A 20,928-nucleotide genomic window follows, 5' to 3' on the forward strand; every position below is an offset into this window, starting at 1 on the left:
GATTCGATAAACGAAAAGTCTTGGGAAGGAGAGGGGTGGGGTTTGGGGAGGGGAGAGGGAACCTTTCTCCAGAAAGGTTCCCTCTCCCCTCCCCAATGCTTTTCTTTCCCTCTTACCAAGGCGTCGTGAGCCCGGCGGCGTGGCGCCCGCCGTACAGGACGCCCTTGAAATCGGCGAGTATCTGTGCGTGGTCGAAAACAAGGGCGGGCAAGGCTTCCATTGAGTAGAAAGCAACCTTCGCGGCATCATCACCGGCACGGAGCTGATCAGGGTTCAGGGGTTCGGCGATGAACACGATGGAAATGGTATGCTGACGCGGATCGCGGTCGGGTGCGGAATACACGCCGAGCAGCCCGGTCAACTTCACACGCAGATTGGTTTCCTCAAAGGCTTCACGGACGGCAGCTTGCTCGGCGGACTCGCCCAGATCGATGAAGCCGCCCGGCAAGGCGTTGCCGTAGGGGGGATTCTTGCGATCCACCAGCACAAGGCCACGCTCGCGCTCATAAATCACGATATCCACGGTCGGCTTGGGATTCAGATATTTCTCAACAATCGCACCGCATTTCGGACAGGTCAATTCAGTCTTCATCGTCAGTCCCTTGAGTAAAATGAAGGGGATGTTCCCCGTACGCATAGAGGGGAATCCCCCCATTTATCGCCCGCAAACATTCTTTCTTCCCAAAAGTAGCCGGAAAGCGCAACAGTCTTTTTCGGATTCTGCGCTGTTCTTCAATTATTCCACGGTGAAACAGATTACTTCAGTTCATTTCCTGATAAGAACATTCCCCTCCTGAATGATGCTGCATAGTTTCCCTAATGAAAGGCATAGATATTTAATCTACTGAATATACAATATTTTTTACAAAACTCCGCCATAGGATGTGATTGTTTCATATCTATATGGTGAAAATACGGTGTTTTTATCCCGCTTTTCCTTTGAAGGGAGCTGCGGCTAATATGTTTTGGGCTGTATCATAGGAAATTGTTGATGCTTTTTTCCTTGAAGTTCCAAAGGAATAACCAGCAAAATGCCTTGGCTATGGATTCCGCCAAGGGGGAAAACGGATACAAAGGCTGTATCTTCATCGCGTTGCGGAGATGAAACAACCGCATACTATGACAAAGTCATGTTTTATTCCTTATTTAATTGAAATATAAAAGAATACAATTCATTTCCGAACACGGCCTTTTACAACCTTTTTATGACCCTATCATCATATTTGATTGATGCCATGTTACAGCAGTTGACTTCATTGGGCTTTTTGAAGGTATTTGCTGGCGGGCCCAAAGTAAAAAAAGCCTTCCTCAGTACCTATCGTGGATTGCCTGAAATAAAATATCAACTTTTTGCTATGGCTGCACCATAGAAAAGGATTAACGCTTTTTTCCTTGAAGTTCTAAAGAAATAACCAATAAATGCCTTAGACATGGATTCCGCCAAGGGGAAATCTGAAAAAGTCCGTATTTTCACTGTATTATGAATATAAAACAACCGCATACTATGGCAGAGCCTTTGCTATGGCCTTTTTTATTGGTTAGCCCTTGTCTGAGGCATTTCATTGATTCTTTGCTTGGAAGACTGCTCCATAAAAAATGGTTGATGCTTCCTTTCTTGAAATTCCAAAGGAATAACCCAATAAAATACCTCAGACATAGAGTCCTTCAACGAAAAACTGGAGAAAAAAGCTGTATTTTCATCATACTGTGGTGCTAAAACGCCACATCCTATGACAGGGATGCTTGGAATTTCAGGCAATAATACACCGACTGTTCAGCCAACATCTGTTGAGAAAAATATCCTGCGGTAAACCCCGCCCTTTTCCAAAGGGAACGCCCATGAAGCTCCCACACCCCATTACGAAAGTCTTTGGAGAGGGAGGGATGGGGGTTGGGGAAGGGAGGGGGAAGCCTTTCTCCAGAAAGGTTCCCCCTCCCTTCCCCAATCCTCCCTACGTCCACTCACCCAAAAGCTCGCGGCACAGCAACCCCGCGTCGAGGTAGGGGGGCTCGGAAACAAGATGCGCCTTGCGGACGCGGACGCCGAGCCGGGTAAGCCACTCGTAGGGGATGCCGCCGGGATAGCGGGACTCGTCCTCGTCCACCAGAAGCCAGTTGAGCGCCTGCCCCGCCGGGCAGCCGTCGGCCCCGAAACGCAGCAGATACGCCACCTGATCCTGCACCGTGAGCCCGAAAAGCTCCGGGTCGGTGCCGAGATTGGGAATGAATACCTTGGGGCAGGCGGCCTCGCGGACGGCGCAGCTTACGCCGAGGGGAAGCAGGTTCGCCATCACGGAAGAGAAGAAACTGCCCACGGGATAGCAGATAAGATCCGCAGCCCGGATGACGTGGGCAAGGCGCGGCTGGATGGGCACGGAAACGGGGGAAGGATCATCCAGCGAGGCTGAAAGCCACATATCCCGTATGGGTGAGGTGACGGCGGTCGCGGTCTTGCCGGTGAAACGGTGCTGCCCCACGATGACCTCGCCGTTTTCAAGCTGCACGCACAGGTGGGCGCAGGAATCCGATACGGGCATAACCACGCCCCGCGCCTGCACCATGCCGGAAAACACCCGCACCACGGGCTCAAGCTGGCGATCAAGGGAAAGGTAGCCGGAAGTCAGGATCAGGTTGCCGATGCTCGCCCCGGCAAGATCCATATCGGCGGGCATCAGCGCCCGAAAAGCCGAAAGGTGCTGCGTAACGACCTCGTTCATGGGCTCTGGAATCGCAGCCACCAGCGGGTGCGCGCCGGATGCGAGAGAGGCCAGCTCGCGGTGCAGGGCTTCCGGCCCGGCATCCTTGGGCAGGCGGCAGCCGAGCAGCTCCACGATCTCAGGATTGCCTTCAAGGGAACGATCGGCCAGCGCCATGATCCGGGCCCGGATGTCCCCCACGGCGGGCATGTCGAATATGCGGCGCAGTTCGGCGGAACTGCCCCCGGAATCAAAGGTGGTGATGACGTGGACGGCGTTGCGGGTATGCCGGGAGAGTTCCGCCGCCACCGGAGCCAGCGCCGTGCCGCCGCTGAAAAACAGGATGCGCGATCCTTCGTCAGGCGGAACCATCGCACCCTCCGGGCCTTCCCAAACTCAAGAACAGCAATGCGTCGACCATATCCATCAGTTCCTTGTAAAGGCCCCCGCCCTGCATGGCGGAACCGAACAGCGTCAGGCGCTGCCCGGCGAGAATCTTGCGCGGCACTTCTTCCGGCATGATCGTGGCGAGGCGCAACCCAAGCAGGAGCCCCTCGACGCCCTGCCGGAACAGGGAAAACATTTCGCCGAACCGGACGCGCTGCGAGGCCCAAAGCCTTTCGGCCTCGGCGGACGGGGCCACGCCCGTAAGTACGCACAGCCCCATGAACAGCGTGTTGAGGCCCGACCCCGGAACGCCGGAACGCCACCCCGTCAGCCACGGGGCGCGCTCAAACAGCAGGTCGTGGGCGATGCCGAGCCGGATCAGCTCGCCCATGCCGCGCCGGGCTTCGAGCAGATCGGGATCATGCCACAATACGGGCATTTCGCCGGGACGCCACGCCGGGACGGTATCCGCCCTCGGCTCGAACCCCGTCAGCGTGCGCAGGATGTGCGCAAACCAGCGGTTCGCGTCCGGCGATCCGGGCGTCTCCAGATGGCTGTAGCTGAGCGTATAGCTCCCCTCGCCGTACCGCCCATGCAGGGCGCAGGGCTGCCCGTTGAGGAATCCCGGCGCCAGCGCGACGCCGTACAGCTCGATCCATTGTTCGAGCACGGCGGGGGACAGCGAGGAAAGGGGCAAATCAGCCACGCACAGATCCGGCGGGCAGGTGCGGGGATCGGAGCCCGCATACCGGGCCAGCACGTCCACGCCGTCGCCGGGGCCGCCGGAGGATGCCGCAAAGCGCCCCGGCCACCAGATGGGGATGGCCGGTTCGGAACCGGGGGGGACGGGATCGGAAAAACATTCCGGGACAAGCGGATGCCCGCCCTGAAAACGGACGCGGACATGCCCGGAAACGAAGTGCTGCACGCGCTCGCCGATTTCGGCGCGGTGCCACGGGCAGAGTTGCAGGCCGGTGCCGATTTCGGCGGTGCGCACGGGATCGGCGGCATCGGAAAGGCCAAGCCCGGCCCCGCCGCAGAAGCCCACGTAGCGCCCCCCGCCGCGCACCCATGCACGGACGGCCTCCCGCCCTTTTTCCCCCAATGCGGCAGACTTGTGCCGGGCCGTTCCGCCGGGTACAAGCAGAAGAGACGTCTTGTCAGAAAGCGCGCCCTGAGCTATCTCTTTCGCTTTGACCAGACGGTACGGAAGCCCGAACGCTTCGGCGGCCCGCCACACGAGCAGGCCCCAAAGCTGTGAAGCATCCCAAAATATGGCTATGTCAGTCATGGTCCCTTCTGCATAGAACAACCGGGCGCCGTTGACAACACCCGCCCTCCCTCGCTGACACGAGCCTTTGAACCCTTTCATCGGAGCAGGCAATGTCCGAAAACGCGCTACCCAAGGGCTACGAGCCCCATGCCGTGGAAGACCACTGGCGTGAGTACTGGGAAAAGAACAAGACCTTCACTCCCGACCCCGACGGCCCGGGCGAACCTTTCTCCATTGTCATCCCTCCGCCAAACGTCACGGGCGCGCTGCACATCGGCCACGCCCTGAACCACACGCTCATCGACGTGCTCTGCCGCCACGCCCGCCAGAAAGGGAAAAAGGTGCTCTGGCTGCCCGGCACCGACCACGCGGGCATCGCCACCCAGAACGTGGTGGAACGCGCCCTCGCCAAGGAAGGCAAGAGCCGCCACGACCTCGGCCGCGAAGCCTTCGTCGAGCGCGTATGGCAGTGGAAAGAGGACTACGGCAACCGCATCCTCAACCAGATCCGTATGCTCGGCGATTCCGTGGACTGGACGCGCGAACGCTTCACCATGGACGAGGGCCTTTCCAAGGCCGTCCGCAAGGTGTTCGTGGAGCTGTACAAGGAAGGGTACATCTACAAGGGCAAGTACATCATCAACTGGTGCAGCCGCTGCCATACCGCCCTTGCCGACGACGAAGTGGATCACATGCCCGAAAAGGGCCACCTGTACCACGTCCGCTACGACTTCGAGGACGGATCCGGCTCGGTGATCATCGCCACGACCCGCCCCGAAACCATCATGGCGGACACCGGCGTGTGCGTCCATCCTGAGGATGAGCGCTATGCCGGGCTCGTGGGCAAAAAAATCATCGTGCCCATCGTAGGCCGCGCCGTCCCGCTGTTCGCGGATCGTTATGTGGACAAGGAATTCGGCACCGGCGCCCTGAAGGTCACCCCCTGCCACGACCCCAACGACTGGACGCTCGGCGAACGCCACGGCCTCGAATTCATCCAGTGCATCGACGAGGACGGCAACATGACCGCCGAGGCCGGGCCGTATGCGGGCCTGTCCAAGGAAGAGTGCCGCAAGCGCATCGTCGAGGATTTGCAGGCTTCCGGCCAGCTCGTGAAGATCGAGGATCTCGATCACAGCGTGGGGCACTGCTACCGCTGCAAGACCGTGGTCGAGCCGCATATGTCCGAACAGTGGTTCGTGGCTTCCACGAAGCTCGCGCCCCGCGCCCGCGCCGCCGTGCCGGAAATGACCCAGATCTTCCCTGAAAACTGGATGAAGACCTATTACAACTGGCTCGACAACATCCGCGACTGGTGCATCAGCCGACAGATCTGGTGGGGCCACCGCATCCCGGCATGGACTTGCGCCCAGTGCGGCAAGCTCATCGTCTCCGAGGAAGATCCCACGTCCTGCCCCGATTGCGGCTGCACGGAGCTGGTGCAGGAATCCGACGTGCTCGACACGTGGTTCTCGTCCGCCCTGTGGCCTTTCAGCACCATGGGCTGGCCGGACAAGACCAAGGATCTCGCCACGTTCTACCCCACCTCCGTGCTCGTCACCGGCTTCGACATCCTGTTCTTCTGGGTGGCCCGCATGATGATGATGGGCCTGCACTTTATGGATCAGGTGCCCTTCAAGCACGTCTACCTGCACGCCCTCGTGCGCGACGCGCAGGGCCGCAAGATGTCCAAATCCACCGGCAACGTCATCGACCCGCTGGTGATGATCGAGAAGTACGGCACCGACGCCCTGCGCTTCACCCTGACGGCCTTCGCCGCCATGGGCCGCGACATCCGCCTTTCGGAAGAGCGCATCGAAGGCTACCGCCATTTCGTCAACAAGCTGTGGAACGCCTCCCGGTTCGCGCTCATGAACCTGCCCGAAGACGTGCCCGCCGCCGTGGATCTCGGCAAGGTGCAGGGGCTGCATCACCAGTGGCTGCTCCACCGCCTCGAAGAGGTCAAGAAGGATGTGGACGACGCCATCGAAGCCTACCGCTTCAACGACGCCGCCCAGACCCTCTACAAGTTCCTCTGGAACGAGTTCTGCGACTGGTATCTGGAGCTCATCAAGCCGGACATGAAGGAAGAAGGCCCCCGCAAGGCGGAAGCCCAATATGTGCTGTGGACGGCCCTGCGCGAGTTCCTCATCCTCATGCACCCGATCATGCCCTTCGTGACCGCCGAAATCTGGCAGGCCCTGCCCGGCGGGGCCGGTTCCGACGTAGCGGTGCAGCTCTTGCCCGAAGCGCGCCCCGGCTGCCTCAAGCCCGAAGCCGCCGCCCGCATGGAATTCGTGCAGGAAGCCATCGGCATGATCCGCACGATCCGCGCCGAGCTGAACATTGCGCCGTCCTACAGGCTGACCGTGCTGCTCCGCCCGTCCGACGCCCACCAGAAGGATGTCCTTGAGGCGAACCGTGAAGTCATCGTGACGCTGGCCCGCCTCGGCGAGCTCATCATCGACGCCGACGGCGAAGCGCCCAAGGCTTCCGCGAGCCATGTCGCGCAGGGCTGCGAGGTCATCGTGCATTTGTCCGGCGCTGTGGACTTCGCCGCCGAGCTGGCCCGCCTTGAAAAGGAACTGGGCAAGATCGACAAGGAGCTGGGCGGCCTCAACCAGAAGCTCGCCAACGAAGGCTTCGTCAGCCGAGCGCCCGCCGAAATCGTCGAGCGCGAGCGCGCCCGCGTCGCCGAGCTCACCGACGCCCGCGTGAAGCTCACCGCCCTCCAGCAGCGCTTCCGCGATGTCATGTAATCCCGGTTGAAGATTGGGGAGGGGAGAGGGAACCTTTCTGGAGAAAGGCTTCCCTCTCCCCTCCCCAAACCCCACCCCTCTCCCTCCCAAGACTTTCGTAACGGGCCTCAGTCCGGCTTTGTGCGGCGTAACGGGCCCGTCCGGTGTATGCCCTTTGTATGGGAAAATCCGTTTGAGCGGCGTCGCGCCTTGCCCCTACTGCCTTTTCAAATCCATGTCCCAAAGGCGGGCCCCTGCAAACGGGAATGCCGGGGACAAGGATTCGATAAGGGCAAAAGTCTTTGAAGAGGGAGGGAAGGGGGTACGGGGGAAGGGAGGGGGAAACTTTCTCCAGAAAGTTTCCCCCTCCCTTCCCCCGATTCGTCTTACCCTTCCATCTGAAAATCAACGCGGATCTTGTACAGCTTCGTGGCGGGCAGGTTGAGGATCGGAATGCCCGTCTTGGCGGTAATGTCGTCAAGCATGGCGCACACGGCCTCCCACGAGGGGCCGATTGCGGAAAACCAGACGTTGTAGGCATGGCGGCGCAAATAGTTGTGCGTCACGCCCACATGCCGGTTCACTTCGGCGATAAAGGCGTCCATCTTGTCCGCCGGAACCTTGGCCGCGCACAGCGTGGAACGGAAACCGAGCTTGGCTGACTGGAAATTGGCCCCCAGACGCCGGATGATCCGGGACTTGCGCAGGGCGTTCACACGATCAAGCGCTTCCTGCTCCGTGATGCCGAGACGCTCCGCAATGATGGCGTAAGGCCGTGGCTCCAGCGGGAAATCCGTCTGGATGATGTCCAAGATGCGCTTGTCCATCGTGTCGAGAGTCACTTCCGTCATTCCGCCTCCTTCGCTTTGCGGGGCTGGTACGTGCACAAGGGCTCCTCGCCCATGTAGTCGCCGTCCATGCTCCACGCGCGGGCGCGGCAGCCGCCGCACACCTTATGGAACTCGCAGATCCCGCACTTGCCCTTGTACTCGGACTGATCGCGGAACTGAAGGAACGGCTTGGATTTGCGCCAGATTTCCGGGAACGGCGTCGTGCGGACGTTGCCGCAGTCGAGCGTCAGATACCCGCACGGCTGAACCTGCCCCACATGGCTGATGAAACAGAACCCCGTGCCGCCGAGACAGCCGCGCGTCATGGCGTCCATGCCGAACGTGGCGGGCGTTACGGAGACGCCTTCCTCACGGGCGCGCTGGCGCATGATGCGGTAGTAGTGCGGTGCGCAGGTGGCCTTGAGGTGCATGGAGGTCGTCTTGCGGAAGTCATAGAACCAGTGCAGCACGTCCTCGTATTCCTGCGCCGTGATCACCTGATCCGCAAGCTCGGCGGCCCGGCCCATCGGCACCAGCAGGAAGATATGCCACGCCGCCGCGCCGATGCGCTCGCAGAGTTCAAATATCTTCTTGAAATCATGCAGGTTATCACGAGTGACCGTGGTATTGATCTGAAACTCCACACCCGCGGCCTTGAGATGCTCAATGCCGCGCATGGTGGCGTCGAACGCGCCGGGCACACAACGGAACGCATCGTGTTTCTCGGCGTTGTATCCGTCGATGGAGATCGAACAGCGCTGTACGCCCGCTTCCTTGATCTTGCGGGCGGCTTCCGGCGTGATGAGCGTCCCGTTGGGGGACATCACGCAGCGCAGGCCCTTGGAACCGGCATAGGCGATCAGCTCGTAGACATCGGGGCGGATCATGGGATCGCCGCCGGTAAAGATGATGATCGGGTTGCCCACGTTCGGGAAGGTATCGATCAGCGCCTTGGCTTCTTCCGTGGACAGCTCGCCCGGATAGGGTTCCGGGTGCGCCTCGGCCCGGCAGTGTTTACAGGCAAGGTTGCAGGAGCGGGTCACTTCCCACGCGATAAGGCGGCACAGCGGGGAACCGTCCTCAAGCGTGCGCGGGCCGGCGGGCATACCGCCCGGATGCCCGGTGCGGCCGCCGGGATGCCCGGTGCCGGACTGGGACTCTTCCCGCCCCATGCCGCATGGCGGCTCATGGCAATTCATCAGCGCACCCATCCTTTCTTGAGGGCCTCTTCCGCATAGTAGGTCAGGATGAGCTTGGCCCCGGCACGGCGGATGCCGAGCAGCGCTTCCAGAACAACCTTCTCTTCATCGATCCAGCCGTTGATGGCGGCGGCCTTGATCATGGCGTATTCGCCGCTCACCTGATAGGCGGCGACCGGCACGTCAAAGTTGTCGCGCACCATGCGGATGACGTCCAGATAGGGGCCTGCGGGCTTCACCATGACGATGTCCGCGCCCTCGTCGATGTCGGCGGCGGCTTCGCGCAAGCCTTCCATCGCGTTGGCGGGGTCCATCTGATAGGTCTTGCGGTCGCCGTGATGCGGGGCGGATTCCGCCGCGTCACGGAACGGGCCGTAGAACGCGGAGGCATATTTCACAGCATAGGACATGATCGGCGTATTCACATACCCGGCCTTGTCCAGCGTTTCGCGGATAGCCAGGATGCGCCCGTCCATCATGTCGGAAGGCGCCACCATGTCCGCACCGGCCTCGACATGGCTGAGGGCGGTCTTGGCAAGCAGTTCCAGCGTGGGATCGTTCACCACTTCGCCGCAGGTGTCGCCTTCCTTCAGGATGCCGCAATGCCCGTGCGAAGTGTATTCGCACAGGCACACGTCGGTCACGACCTGTAGGGAGGGCCACTTCGCCTTGAGCATGCGGATGGCGCGCTGTACGATGCCGTTCGGGGCATAGGCTTCGCTGGCGATGGCGTCCTTGTGCTTGGGGATGCCGAACAGCATGAGCGAACGCAGCCCCGCGTCCACGGCTTCGCCCACGGCCTTTTCAAGCTGCTTGAGAGAAAGCTGGTACTGGCCCGGCATGGACGGGATTTCCTTCTTGAAATCCTCATCCGTAGTATCCACCACAAAATACAGCATCATAAGGTCAGCGGCGGACAGTTGCGTCTCACGCACCATTTCACGGATCACGGGATTGCGGCGCAGACGGCGCCCACGATAAAATTCGTTCATAACACATTGTCCTTTTTATGATAACAGGCAAGAACACCGCTGTTCCCGCCTTCCAGAGAGCCACCGCTTCCCATCCTTGCGGCCCAAGCCTCCCCGCCCTCCAAACATTCCGCAAAAGCGCGGGGAAAGCCAGCCTCTCCCCGCGCCCCTCCCTTATTCAGGGCGGCGGATTTCGTCGTCGGTCAGGTAACAGGCGGGATCCTGCGCCCATTCGTCGCCGTAATAGGCTTCGGCGCGGGCGCGGAAGTTGCCGCCGCAGATATTCAGGAAGCGGCAGGAGGCACAGCGCCCCTTCACATGGGCCTTCTTGTTCTTCATCTTGTGGAGCAGTTCGATCTTCGGATCGTCCCAGATTTCGGAGAACGGGCGTTCAAGCACATTGCCGAAGGTATGGTTGCGCCAGAACTGGTCGGCATGGACTTTGCCGTCCCACGAGATACAGCCGATGCCGCGCCCGGAGCTGTTGCCCTCGTTGTACTGGAGAAGCTGGAACACTTCCTCGGCGCGCTTGGGATCTTCCTTCAGCATACGCATCCAGACATAGGGGCCGTCGGCGTGATTGTCCACGGTGAGGACTTCCTTCGGCATCCCGGCATCGAACAGGGCGCGGGTTTCGTCCATGATCAGATCGACCACGGAACGGGTTTCCGCGTGGTTGAGGTCTTCCTTGATCATTTCGGAACCGCGGCCGGAGTAGACGAGGTGGTAGAAGCAAATGCGCGGCACTTCAAGCTCGCGCAGCAGCTTGAAGACCTTCGGGATTTCAACCACGTTGCGCTTGTTGATGGTGAAGCGCAGGCCGACCTTGAGGCCCTCGGCCTTACAGTTTTCAAGGCCTTCAATCGCCTTTTTGAAGGAGTTCGGCACGCCGCGGAACTTGTCGTGGATTTCTTCGGCGCCGTCCAGCGAGATGCCCACATAGGACAGGTTGATGGCCTTGAGCTCGCGGGCCTTTTCCTTGGTGATCAGGGTGCCGTTGGTCGAGATGACCGCACGCATCCCCTTTTCGGTGGCGTAGCTGGCGAGTTCCGGCAGATCCTGACGGACCAGCGGCTCGCCGCCGGAGAACAGCATGACCGGGGCGCCGTATGCGGCGAGATCGGAGATGATGGCCTTGCCCTGTTCCGTGGAGATTTCATCCTTGCCGTCAGGATCGACGGCCTGAGCGTAACAGTGCACGCACTTGAGGTTGCAGCGGCGGGTCATGTTCCAGACCACCACCGGCTTCTTGTCTTCGGAGAACTGAAGCAGGTGGGAAGGGAGCTGGCTGGAATGCCGACCGTAACGCAGAGCGTCGGAAGGCTCCACCTGCCCGCAGTACAATTTGGAAATGCCGATCATGAGGACTCCTTGAGATAGTTCGCAAAAATCGTCTAGAAAGAAACGCCCCCCGCAGGGGGTGTCTGTCAGCCTTTCGTATCGCGCCATGCGTGATCCACACGCCACAGTACGCGGTAATGCAAAGAAATACTATTGCTCGCCATATGGGTCAAGGGCCGAGAGATTCATGCCCTCAAAGGAAATGACGCCATAACGACTTTAAACAACAGATGAAATAGTTCAAAAAACATCAGATGAGCGAATATCTCCAGGGGCCTTGTCAGGAAAAGGCGCGCAATGGAAAAGGGATAAACCGAAGACCGGGAGGGGGAACCTTTATGGAAGGCTGTGTCATAGAAAACGGTTAATGCTTTATTTCCTTGAAATTCCAAAGAAATAACCAATAAAATCCCCCAACCACAGAGCCCACCAGCGGAAAATTTGGAGAAAAAGCACATATTTTCAGTATATTGCTAAAACAAAACAACCATATACTATGACACAGCCTTATGGAAAAGGCCCCCCATGTTCCCCCTCCGCTTCCTTTTAAAGACTTTTGGCCTTATCGCCTCCCTGTCCATCCCTTACCCTGCACCGGGGCCCTGCCCAGCCCGCGTACAAACACATGGGGGCAATACCCGTCCGGTCAGCGAAAAGTGGGATGCACCGCCCCCGCACATAAACGCATGGGGGGACTGCCCTTCACTGTGCGCTGGGGTTCCACCAAGCGTGAACAGTTCTTGCTCATGGAAAGGCCGTGTTATAGAAAATGGTTGACGCTTTTTTCCTTGAAGTTCCAAAGGGATAACCGGAAAAAAGGCCTTAGCCGCAGATCCCGCTAAGGGGAAAACCGGAAAAAGGCTGTATTTTCCACCGCACTGTGGAGATGAAACAACCAGATACTATAAGCCTATGAAAAAGGAACCTTATGACTCCGCGCCGGGGCCCTCCCGGCGACGCTGATGTCCGCGGTGCATCTCTTTGCCCCTCACTCCGCACCGGGCTCTACCAAGCACAACCGGCTATTGCTCATGGAAAAAGAGCCATCTGATCCTGTACCGGGGCTCTACGCTGGACAACCCTGCACAAGATGAGGGAAAGTTTCCTGAAAGATTGACGCATATGACGGAGAATACCGCTATGGAATACGGCCAAGTCGTTTGCCTGAGGGAGCAGCCTTCCCTTTTGGAGAAAGCCGCCTGCTGGTTCAGCGACAAATGGGGAATCCCCACCCCAGCCTATCGTGAGAGCATGGCAGACTGCATCAGCCGCAAAACGGAAATACCGCAATGGTATATCGTCCTGAATGAAGAAGGGGACATCATCGCCGGGGCGGGCGTCATAGAGAACGACTTCCATGACCGGAAAGACTTGGCGCCGAACCTGTGCGCCCTTTTTGTCGAAGAAGCCTATCGCGGCAGAGGCATCGCGAAAGCCATTCTGGGCTTTGTCCGCAGCGATCTCAAAAAAAGAGGGATTTTCAAGCTGTATCTGGTGACGGAACACACGGCGTTTTATGAAAAATGCGGGTGGGAATTCCTGACAATGGCCATCGGCGATGACCGGGTTCCCATGCGCCTGTATGCCGCAACAAGCGAAGCTCCCCCGCTTGAAGACGATAAGGGCTGAACTGCGGCAACGGGCTTACAGCGCGGCTGCCGCTTCGCCCCGCGCCGACCGAAAACCTTGGAAGGCGGAAAAGGGGCATGGGAGGGAAAAGCCCCCCTGCCAAGGGCTTCCCCCTCTTCCCCATCCTTGATTCCTTCAAGGCCGGGCCAAAGGAAAAGGCCGCCGCTTTATTTCTTGGCTGTGTCATAGAAAACGGTTGATGCTTTATTTCCTTGAAATTCCAAAGAAATAACCAATAAAATCCCCCAATCGCAGAGCCCACCAGCGGAAATTCAGGAAAAAAGCATATATTTTCAGTATATTGCTGAAACAAAAACAACCATGTACTATGACAGAGCCTATTTCTTGAGGTTACCCCCAAAAAAGCCTCAAGAGATGCCCAAAACACGCTTCAGCTATGGAGCCCGCCAACGGAACACGGGAGAAAAAAGCTGTATGTTACTCTACTCCGTAGAGAGGAAACAGCCACATCTCCACCCCGTGACAGGGCCTTCTTCAACAGCCCTACCGTTCCTTGCAGATGATCCCCCCGGCGAGCACATGCCCGTGTTCGTCGAAAACGGCGGCAAGCTGACCGGGGGCGGAGGGGAGCTGCGGCTGGTGGAACCGGATAAGCATCCGGGCCGTGGCGTCCATGCCGCTCTCGCCGCCGCCAACAAGCCGGACGTCCGCCGGAACCGCCTTCTGGCGGTACCGGGTGCGTACCCGCAGTTCGTGAGGCCAGAGCTCCGGGGGGACAAGGAAATTCAATTCGCCGGCCGCGCACGCGTTGACGGGAAGCTCGCCGGCCGTCCCAAGCAACAGCGCGTTGCGGGAACGATCCTTGCCGATGACGTACAGCGGTTCCGTCCACGATACGCCAAGCCCACGGCGCTGCCCCTCGGTATACTGCCAAAGGCCGCCGTGCCTGCCCACGACGTGCCCGTCGAGCAGAACCATCGGCCCCCCGGCGGGAAGGCGCACGCCGATCCCCTTGAGAAAGGAGCGGTAATCGTCGCCGGGCACGAAACAGATTTCTTGGCTCTCGCGGGGCAGCGGAACCGAAAGCCCCCATTCCGCAAGCGCGGCACGAACCTCGCTCTTACGGATGCGGGCAAGGGGAAACACCGCATTTTTCAGGCGGCTCATGGGCGTCAGGGCAAGAAAATAGCTCTGATCCTTGGCCTCGTCCGCCCCCTGACGCAGCGCCATGCCATAACGGGGATGCTCGGCAAGGGAAACATAGTGACCGGTCGCCAACCTGTCCGCGCCGAGCTTGCGGGCTTCATCCATCCACAACCCGAACTTCACCAGCGCGTTGCACCGGACGCACGGGTTGGGCGTTTCCCCGTGGGCGTACCCCTCCGCGAAAGGCCGGACGATCTGCCGGAAAAACGCCTCCTGCAAATCAAGGATATGCAAAGGCACACCCAAGGCTCGGCACGAAGCCTCAAGCCCCGGAACGGGATCATCCTCCGGCGGGGTGTCTTTCTGGAGGGCATGGAAGGCAATCACCTGTCCCGGATATTCGCGCTGCAGGGACGCCATCGCATACAGGCTGTCCGCCCCGCCGCTTACGGCTACGGCTATCGTCATAAAGAAATCCTTTTTGAAAAAGCTCTGTCATGGAATGTGGTTGTTTCATCTCCACAATATGGTGAAAAGAGGAGCTTTTCTCTCTCATTTTTCCGTTGACGGGCTCTACGGTTGGAGTATTTTATCGGTTATTCCCTTGGAATTTTGAGAAATAAAGCATCAACCATTTTCTATGGCACAGCCTTTGAAAAATGAGCGCAAGGAAACGTCCCCCCCCAAAAAAAGCGGGAACCGTTCTCCCCTCCCCCATCTCCCAAGACTTTCACGGAAGAGTCAAATACATGAGGTACGTTTTCTATAAAGAAAAAGGAGGTTGCCGTCGAGCAACCTCCCCGCTGGAGCCATCCGCATTTTCAATGGAAATGGCGCCATGACACATCAAAACAACAACTGAACGCTTTCAAAAAGCATCAGAAAAAGGCTCCCTCCCCACTGGTCGAAAGCCTTTGGAAGAGGGGATCCGGGTGAGGAAACCTTTCTTCAGAAAGGTTCCTCCCCCGTGCCTTTTCCCTTCTATCTGAAAATAGTCTGATTGCGGTCGGGGCCGACGGATACCATGCTGACCGGCACGCCGGAAAGCTGCTCAAGGCGCTGCACATAGGCGCGGGCGGCTTCGGGGAGCTCGTCCCACGTCTTGCACGCGGTGATGTCTTCCTTCCAGCCGGGCATGGATTCGTAAACCGGGGTCACAAGGTCAAGCGCGCCCTGCTCCTGCGGAGGATAGTCCATGCGCTTGCCCTTGTAGTCATAGGCCACGCAGATCTGGATCGTATCGAACCCGGACAGCACGTCCAGCTTGGTCAGTGCGATGTCGGTGAGGCCGTTCAGACGGGCGCTCTCGCGCAGCACCGGAATGTCCTGCCAACCGCAGCGGCGCGGGCGGCCGGTGGTCACGCCGAATTCGCCCCCGTTGGTGCGGAGCAGCTCGCCGGTGGCATCGTGGAGTTCCGTCGGGAACGGCCCCTCGCCCACGCGGGTGGTGTAGGCCTTGAGGATGCCGATGATGCGGTCGAGCTTGTCCGGGCCCACGCCGGAACCGGCGGCGGCGTTGCCGGATACGGTATTGGACGAGGTGACGAAGGGATACGTCCCGTGATCGATGTCCAGATGGATGCCCTGCGCGCCCTCGAAGAGCACGCTCTTGCCTTCGCCCCATGCCTGTTCAAGCTCGGAGGACACGTCCGTCAGATGCGGGATGATGCGCGGCGCGACGGCCATCACTTCATCGAACACGGCGTCAACAGACAAGGCTTCAACGCCGTACAGCGCCGTGAACAGGACGTTCTTTTCCTTGAGGGCGGCGGCGATCTTCGCTTTGAGCAGGCCGGGATCGGCCAGATCCGAGGCGCGCACCCCCACGCGGGCCACCTTGTCCTCATAGCAGGGGCCGATGCCGCGGCCGGTAGTCCCGATCTTCTGGCCCTTTTCGAGCTTGTTCTCGCGGGCCTTGTCCAGCAGCTTGTGGTACGGCATGATGAGGTGGGTCTTTGAACTGATTTTGAGGCGTTTCGGGGAAACGTCCACGCCCTGCCCGATGAGGGTATCGAGTTCTTCCACGAACACGACGGGATCAAGGACGACGCCGTTTCCGATCAGGCAGATCTTGCCTTCGTGCAGAATGCCCGAGGGAACAAGATGGAGCGCGGCTTTCTTGCCGTCCACAATGACGGTATGCCCCGCGTTGTTTCCGCCTTGAAAGCGGACCACGTAGTCGATTTCCTGAGCCAGAAGATCGACGAACTTGCCCTTTCCCTCGTCGCCCCACTGGACGCCGACGATCACCACATTGGACATGGGTTACTCCTTGATACCTGTATTCACTATGCTTCGCGTTTCCGATCCGTCAGGATCGCTGGGGGGAAACCCGCAACAGTCCATGAAGATCCAGCTTGGAGTCTACAAAGGTTCAGCGGGATCGTCAACGTGAATCGGGCCGAAAAAACGGTTTTCCTGCGTCCTCAGCCTTTTCCGCCGGGCTCTTTGGAGGCGTCCGGCTCCGGGCTGCGGTGCGGGCGGAACGGGATGACCGTGGCCTTGCGCCTGGGCTTTGCGGGAACGGGGGCTTCCTTCGGGGGGGCAGGGAAAAAGCCCGGATCCGCCACGGGCTGCGAGGCCGCGCCGGGATGCACCTGCGCCGACCAACTGTAATTGAAAAGCTGGTTTTTCCACCGCTTGGCCTGAATGAACGAAAGAACCAACGCCGCCTCTTCCCAGCGCTTCGTAGGCTCGAAGTGGGAAACGGCGGCGGCGTACTTGTCCCAGAGCGCCAAAAGGGAAGCCTCGTCCAGCGCATCGAGCTGGCGGGCCATTTTGATCAAAAGCTGTTCCATAAGGGGGGCTTCCTCCTCGAACGGGATGCAGGGGGCGGCATGAGCGCCTCGGCGGCCTTCCGGGCAAGGCGGCGGAACATCCCCGCGCCTCTTCCCTTGCCGCACACCCGCGACATGCTACGCCAATCCGCCGAGGGGTTCAAATGGAATTTGCCCGCCAGCGCGGGTTATGATAGGGGATACCGATCCGCTTTTACCCGACCAACCTCAGGAGACGCCATGTCCAGCCTCAAAGATATGTATCGGACCGTATTGAAGGACACCTTCCCGGACACCATGACCATCACGCTCGGCGACGCCGTGCTCACCTACAAGAAACGCACATGGCACATCGACGGCGAAACCAAGGGGCTGCGTTACGGCGAAAACCCCGATCAGCCCGCCGCCCTGTATGAAATGGAATCCGGCAGACTCGCCATCGACGGCGTCGAATGGCGCGGGCCGCAGGGCATCATGTCCGCCCTCACCGAGGCGCAGATGCTGCAGGCCGGGAAGCACCCCGGCAAGACCAACCTCACCGACGTGGACAACGGCTGCAACATCCTCCAGTACCTCGCGGAACGCCCCGCCGCCGTCATCCTCAAGCACAACAACCCCTGCGGCGCGGCGTGGTCGAAGGAAAGCGTGGGCGACGCCCTGACCAGGGCCTTCTGGTGCGACCGCATCGCCGCCTTCGGCGGGGCCGTGGTCGTCAACCGCCCGCTGGACATGCAGGCCGCCGACCTCATCGCCGCCAATTATTTTGAAGTGGTCGCCGCCCCCGACTTTGAGGAAGGCGTTCTCGAAAAGCTCGCCTCCCGCAAAAACCTCCGTATTTTCAAGCTGCCTGCCCTCGCCCGCCTCGGCGAACTCGCGGGCGTCCCTTTCCTTGACGTCAAAAGCATGGCCGACGGCGGCATCATCCTCCAGCAGTCCTTCGTGAACCGCATCCGTTCCGCCGAGGACTTCATCCCGGCGGTCGCCACCACCAAGGACGGCCTGACCGTCTCCGCCCGCAAGCCCACCCCGCAGGAAGCCGACGACCTCGTCTTCGCGTGGGCCGTGGAAGCGGGCGTGACCTCCAACTCGGTCATCTTCGCCCGCAACGGCGCCACGGTCGCCATCGGCACCGGCGAGCAGGATCGCGTGGGCTGCGTGGAGCTGGCCATCTTCAAGGCGTACACCAAGTACGCGGACACGCTGGCCTTTACCCGCCACGGCATGACGCTCTATGAGCTCAAGCTCAAGGCGAAGGAAGACGCCGAAGCCGCCGGGCAGCTCGCCGCCATCGAAGCGGACACCCAAAAGGCCAAGGGCGGCCTCGCCGGTACGGTGCTCGTCTCCGACGGCTTCTTCCCCTTCCGCGACGGCGTGGACGTGTGCATCGCGCAGGGCGTGACCGCCATCGCGCAGCCCGGCGGCTCCCTCCGCGACTACGAGGTCATCGGGGCCGTCAACGAAGCCTCCCCTCAGGTGGCGATGGTCTTCACCGGGCAACGTTCGTTCAAGCACTAAGAAGATGGGAAGGGGCCCTTTCAAAATGAAGGAGCCCCCTTCCCCTCTCAGGGATTCCATAAAGGCAAAGAGGGCGCGGATGTTCAGGCTACGGCCTTTCCGGGGCCCTTGCGTGTGGCGGAATATCCCGCGGGACATTCGGTAATGAGGATGTATGACGCCGGGGTTCTTGCGTGTGCGGAATATCCCGTGACGCCGCCATCGCCGCCTGCCCGTACAGGCCGGGGCCCTTGCGTGTGCGGAATCTTCTCATAGGATAAAAAGGCCGCCTTTCCCCTGCACCAAAACAATTTTTGGGAGGGAGACAGGAAGGTTTTCGGGGGAGGGAGCCTTTCCCCGAAAAGGTTCCTCCCTCCCCCGGCAACAGAAGGATTCAAGATGGTTCAAGGCTTGGTTCGTTACCCCGGCGCGGGGTGTGTGGTTGAATTCATGCAGGGCAACGCGCCCCAGATCGCATGGGTGCTGGAGGAACAGAACGGCAGGCTCCGCCTACTGCTTCCGAACCGCCGGGAAACGGCCCTGCAAGCCGCGCGCATCCTGCCGTGGCCCGGCCCGGCCTACGAAAAGAACTGCTCCCGCGACGCGGCGCTGGAAATCCTCGAACGCCACAAGAGCCGCCGGGAGGTCGCCAACGTCGATCCGCTGGAACTCTGGGAACTGGCGCAGGGCGAAGTGGAACAGGCTCCGGCCCAATGGTTCGCGGAACTCGCCATGAGCGATCCGGACATGGACGCTGTGGCGGCCTGCGGGCACGCGCTCATGCAGGCCAAGAGCCATTTCAAGTTCAACCCGCCGAATTTTGAAGTTTACCCCGAAAGCGTCGTCGCCGTCCGCATGGCCGAACAGGAAGCCGCCCGCAAGCGTGAAGAGCTCGTCAACAAGGGCAGCGCCTTCATCCGCCTGCTGTGGGAAATCCACCAGAAAAAAAGCACGCAGTCCCCAGAACGGGCCGCCGAATCGCTGGAGCCCGATGTCCGCGAACGGCTGCGCCGCACCATCATGAACCGCATCGCCGATCCCGATACCTCGGAGGATGACGGGCTCTGGAGGCTCATGGTCAAGGGGCTGCCCGACGATCCCTTCATGCCGCTCCACCTCGCGCAGGCATGGGGGCTCGTGGAACCGCACCACAACTATTGGCTGGACAGGGCCGGATACGCCCCCGGCAACGGCTGGAGCGAAGGGCACCGGGACGAGCTGGATGCGCTGCTTGCGAAAGCGGAGGAGGACGAACGGCAAGAGCCGACCTTCCCGGACAGTCCCATCATCAGCATCGACGCCCCGACCACCCGCGACGTGGACGACGCCTTCTTCATCGAAGCCCGTCCCGGCGGCGGCTGGAACCTGACGTTGGCGCTGGCCTGCCCCGCCTTCCGCTGGCCCTTCGGGGGGAAGCTGGACAAGGCCGTCTTCAGCCGCGCCACCAGCATCTATCTGCCGGAAGCCACCCACCACATGCTGCCGGAAGCCCTCGGCACCGGGGCCTACAGCCTGCTCGCCCAAAAGACGCGGCCTTCCCTGCTCATCGAATGCACCGTGGGGGCCGACGGGCTCGTGACCGCGTGCGAGCCGCGCGTCGGCTATGCCCGGCTTGCGGCGAACCTATGCTATGAGGATTGCGAAACCGCGCTGGACGGCGGGGAGTCCCCGGCGTCCCCCTATCTGGGGCAGCTCCGGCAGGCCCTCGAACTTGCGCGGGCCCATCAGGAACGCCGCATCGAAAAGGGCGCCGTCATCATCGAGCGCCCGGACATCGTGATCAGCCTTGAAGGGGACGGCGAAAACGTCACCGTTTCGCTGGATGAAGATCCGCCCGCGCCCAAAGCCCACCTGCTCGTTTCCGAACTGATGGTTCTGGCCAACGCGGCGCTGGCGGCATGGGCCAAGGAACACGGCGTCGCCCTGCTCCACCGGACGCAGGACGTCGCCATCCCCAAGGAATTTTCAGGCATCTGGCAGACGCCCCTTGAAATCGCCCGTGTGGTCAAGGCGCTGGCGCCCGCCGTGCTGGAAACCAATCCACGCCCCCATGCAGGGCTTGGGGAAGCGATGTATGCGCCGTCCACGTCCCCGCTGCGCCGCTATCCTGACATGATCAACGAAACGCAGATCATTTCCCAGCTCCGGGACGGCAAGCCGCGCTGGAGCAAGGAAGAGCTCGATGCCCTGCTTCCCCTGCTCAATGCGCATCTCGACGCCGCCGGGCAGGTGCAGCGTTTCCGGCCCCGCTACTGGAAGCTGCTCTATTTCAAGCAGCAGGGCGACCGCTGGTGGCCCGCCGTCATCACTGATGAAAACGACGCCTTCGTCACCGTCAACATGCCCAAGGAACAGATGATCGTCCGGGCACGCCGCCAGTTCTTCGGCGAGCGCGCGCATCCGGGGCAGGAGCTTGAAATCCGCCTCGGCAAGGTGCATCCTCTGCAAAACGACTTCCAGCTTCTGGAAACCAGAGAAATCTAAGG

General features: G+C 60.4%; 15 protein-coding genes. 5 read left to right on the forward strand and 10 right to left on the reverse strand.

The genetic code is table 11. The annotated features are described in order from the left end of the window. Nucleotides 1-112: 112 nt before the first annotated feature. Nucleotides 113-637, reverse strand: coding sequence for an NUDIX hydrolase (locus ACZM8Y_RS02020; RefSeq protein WP_302552976.1), 525 nt, complete (start codon nucleotides 635-637; stop codon nucleotides 113-115). A gap of 568 nt (nucleotides 638-1,205) precedes the next feature. Between ACZM8Y_RS02020 and ACZM8Y_RS02025 the strand changes: the two genes are divergently transcribed. Next, nucleotides 1,206-1,370: a hypothetical protein gene (locus tag ACZM8Y_RS02025; protein ID WP_487480185.1), complete on the forward strand. Its 165-nt coding sequence runs from the start codon at nucleotides 1,206-1,208 to the stop codon at nucleotides 1,368-1,370. 582 nt (nucleotides 1,371-1,952) lie between these two features. Here the strand turns inward: ACZM8Y_RS02025 and ACZM8Y_RS02030 are convergent. Together ACZM8Y_RS02030 and ACZM8Y_RS02035 are read right to left on the reverse strand one after the other, a co-directional pair. Next, complete coding sequence (locus ACZM8Y_RS02030) at nucleotides 1,953-3,068, reverse strand: GAK system CofD-like protein (RefSeq protein WP_479860051.1); 1,116 nt, start codon at nucleotides 3,066-3,068, stop codon at nucleotides 1,953-1,955. Further along, nucleotides 3,055-4,374, reverse strand: a complete 1,320-nt coding sequence (locus tag ACZM8Y_RS02035; protein ID WP_308771678.1) for a BPL-N domain-containing protein — start codon at nucleotides 4,372-4,374, stop codon at nucleotides 3,055-3,057. Before ACZM8Y_RS02035 ends, ACZM8Y_RS02030 begins: the two co-directional genes overlap by 14 nt. Nucleotides 4,375-4,466: 92 nt before the next feature. Between ACZM8Y_RS02035 and ACZM8Y_RS02040 the strand changes: the two genes are divergently transcribed. Then, nucleotides 4,467-7,115 (forward strand): valine--tRNA ligase, encoded by a 2,649-nt coding sequence (locus tag ACZM8Y_RS02040; protein WP_479859937.1) that lies wholly within the window; start codon nucleotides 4,467-4,469, stop codon nucleotides 7,113-7,115. 365 nt (nucleotides 7,116-7,480) lie between these two features. On the opposite strand, the gene ahbA is transcribed toward ACZM8Y_RS02040, so the two are convergent. From ahbA to ahbC, 4 genes are all read right to left on the reverse strand, one after another. Next, nucleotides 7,481-7,945 (reverse strand): siroheme decarboxylase subunit alpha, encoded by a 465-nt coding sequence (gene ahbA, locus ACZM8Y_RS02045; RefSeq protein WP_302552751.1) that lies wholly within the window; start codon nucleotides 7,943-7,945, stop codon nucleotides 7,481-7,483. Continuing rightward, nucleotides 7,942-9,123, reverse strand: coding sequence for a heme b synthase (ahbD, locus tag ACZM8Y_RS02050; protein ID WP_479858827.1), 1,182 nt, complete (start codon nucleotides 9,121-9,123; stop codon nucleotides 7,942-7,944). Before ahbD ends, ahbA begins: the two co-directional genes overlap by 4 nt. Continuing rightward, nucleotides 9,123-10,115, reverse strand: a complete 993-nt coding sequence (hemB, locus tag ACZM8Y_RS02055; RefSeq protein ID WP_302552750.1) for a porphobilinogen synthase — start codon at nucleotides 10,113-10,115, stop codon at nucleotides 9,123-9,125. The genes ahbD and hemB overlap by 1 nt, the downstream gene beginning before the upstream one ends. Before the next feature lie 153 nt (nucleotides 10,116-10,268). Next, nucleotides 10,269-11,456 carry a 12,18-didecarboxysiroheme deacetylase gene (gene ahbC / locus ACZM8Y_RS02060; RefSeq protein ID WP_308770824.1) on the reverse strand — a complete coding sequence of 396 codons (1,188 nt, stop codon included), beginning with the start codon at nucleotides 11,454-11,456 and terminating at the stop codon, nucleotides 10,269-10,271. Nucleotides 11,457-12,557: 1,101 nt separating this feature from the next. Here ahbC and ACZM8Y_RS02065 point away from each other — a divergent pair. After that, nucleotides 12,558-13,064 carry a GNAT family N-acetyltransferase gene (locus ACZM8Y_RS02065; protein ID WP_482333579.1) on the forward strand — a complete coding sequence of 169 codons (507 nt, stop codon included), beginning with the start codon at nucleotides 12,558-12,560 and terminating at the stop codon, nucleotides 13,062-13,064. A gap of 504 nt (nucleotides 13,065-13,568) precedes the next feature. Here ACZM8Y_RS02065 and ACZM8Y_RS02070 read toward each other — a convergent pair. From ACZM8Y_RS02070 to ACZM8Y_RS02080, 3 genes are all read right to left on the reverse strand, one after another. Next, complete coding sequence (locus ACZM8Y_RS02070; protein WP_482333575.1) at nucleotides 13,569-14,639, reverse strand: tRNA-specific 2-thiouridylase; 1,071 nt, start codon at nucleotides 14,637-14,639, stop codon at nucleotides 13,569-13,571. 513 nt (nucleotides 14,640-15,152) lie between these two features. Next, on the reverse strand, nucleotides 15,153-16,433 hold the full coding sequence (locus ACZM8Y_RS02075) for an adenylosuccinate synthase (RefSeq protein ID WP_308770822.1): 1,281 nt from the start codon (nucleotides 16,431-16,433) through the stop codon (nucleotides 15,153-15,155). A gap of 164 nt (nucleotides 16,434-16,597) precedes the next feature. Then, entirely contained in the window at nucleotides 16,598-16,969 is a 372-nt protein-coding gene (locus ACZM8Y_RS02080) for a hypothetical protein (protein WP_308770821.1), read from the reverse strand. Between the two features lie 219 nt (nucleotides 16,970-17,188). Here ACZM8Y_RS02080 and ACZM8Y_RS02085 point away from each other — a divergent pair, with 219 nt between their 5' ends. After that, complete coding sequence (locus tag ACZM8Y_RS02085; protein ID WP_487480150.1) at nucleotides 17,189-18,463, forward strand: IMP cyclohydrolase; 1,275 nt, start codon at nucleotides 17,189-17,191, stop codon at nucleotides 18,461-18,463. A gap of 378 nt (nucleotides 18,464-18,841) precedes the next feature. Beyond that, nucleotides 18,842-20,926, forward strand: a complete 2,085-nt coding sequence (locus ACZM8Y_RS02090) for a ribonuclease catalytic domain-containing protein (protein ID WP_482333571.1) — start codon at nucleotides 18,842-18,844, stop codon at nucleotides 20,924-20,926. The last annotated feature ends 2 nt before the right edge of the window (nucleotides 20,927-20,928 follow it).

The organism is Bilophila sp. (genome assembly GCF_057864385.1).

Coding starts and splice junctions, on each gene's coding strand:
- ahbC (WP_308770824.1), bottom strand. CDS start 11,456: ATGATCGGCATTTCCAAATTGTACTGCGGGCAGGTGGAGCCTTCCGAC.
- ACZM8Y_RS02035 (WP_308771678.1), bottom strand. CDS start 4,374: ATGACTGACATAGCCATATTTTGGGATGCTTCACAGCTTTGGGGCCTG.
- ACZM8Y_RS02070 (WP_482333575.1), bottom strand. CDS start 14,639: ATGACGATAGCCGTAGCCGTAAGCGGCGGGGCGGACAGCCTGTATGCG.
- ACZM8Y_RS02025 (WP_487480185.1), top strand. CDS start 1,206: ATGACCCTATCATCATATTTGATTGATGCCATGTTACAGCAGTTGACT.
- ACZM8Y_RS02075 (WP_308770822.1), bottom strand. CDS start 16,433: ATGTCCAATGTGGTGATCGTCGGCGTCCAGTGGGGCGACGAGGGAAAG.
- ahbA (WP_302552751.1), bottom strand. CDS start 7,945: ATGACGGAAGTGACTCTCGACACGATGGACAAGCGCATCTTGGACATC.
- ahbD (WP_479858827.1), bottom strand. CDS start 9,123: ATGAATTGCCATGAGCCGCCATGCGGCATGGGGCGGGAAGAGTCCCAG.
- ACZM8Y_RS02040 (WP_479859937.1), top strand. CDS start 4,467: ATGTCCGAAAACGCGCTACCCAAGGGCTACGAGCCCCATGCCGTGGAA.
- ACZM8Y_RS02065 (WP_482333579.1), top strand. CDS start 12,558: ATGACGGAGAATACCGCTATGGAATACGGCCAAGTCGTTTGCCTGAGG.
- ACZM8Y_RS02020 (WP_302552976.1), bottom strand. CDS start 637: ATGCGTACGGGGAACATCCCCTTCATTTTACTCAAGGGACTGACGATG.
- ACZM8Y_RS02080 (WP_308770821.1), bottom strand. CDS start 16,969: ATGGAACAGCTTTTGATCAAAATGGCCCGCCAGCTCGATGCGCTGGAC.
- ACZM8Y_RS02030 (WP_479860051.1), bottom strand. CDS start 3,068: ATGGTTCCGCCTGACGAAGGATCGCGCATCCTGTTTTTCAGCGGCGGC.
- ACZM8Y_RS02090 (WP_482333571.1), top strand. CDS start 18,842: ATGGTTCAAGGCTTGGTTCGTTACCCCGGCGCGGGGTGTGTGGTTGAA.
- hemB (WP_302552750.1), bottom strand. CDS start 10,115: ATGAACGAATTTTATCGTGGGCGCCGTCTGCGCCGCAATCCCGTGATC.
- ACZM8Y_RS02085 (WP_487480150.1), top strand. CDS start 17,189: ATGTCCAGCCTCAAAGATATGTATCGGACCGTATTGAAGGACACCTTC.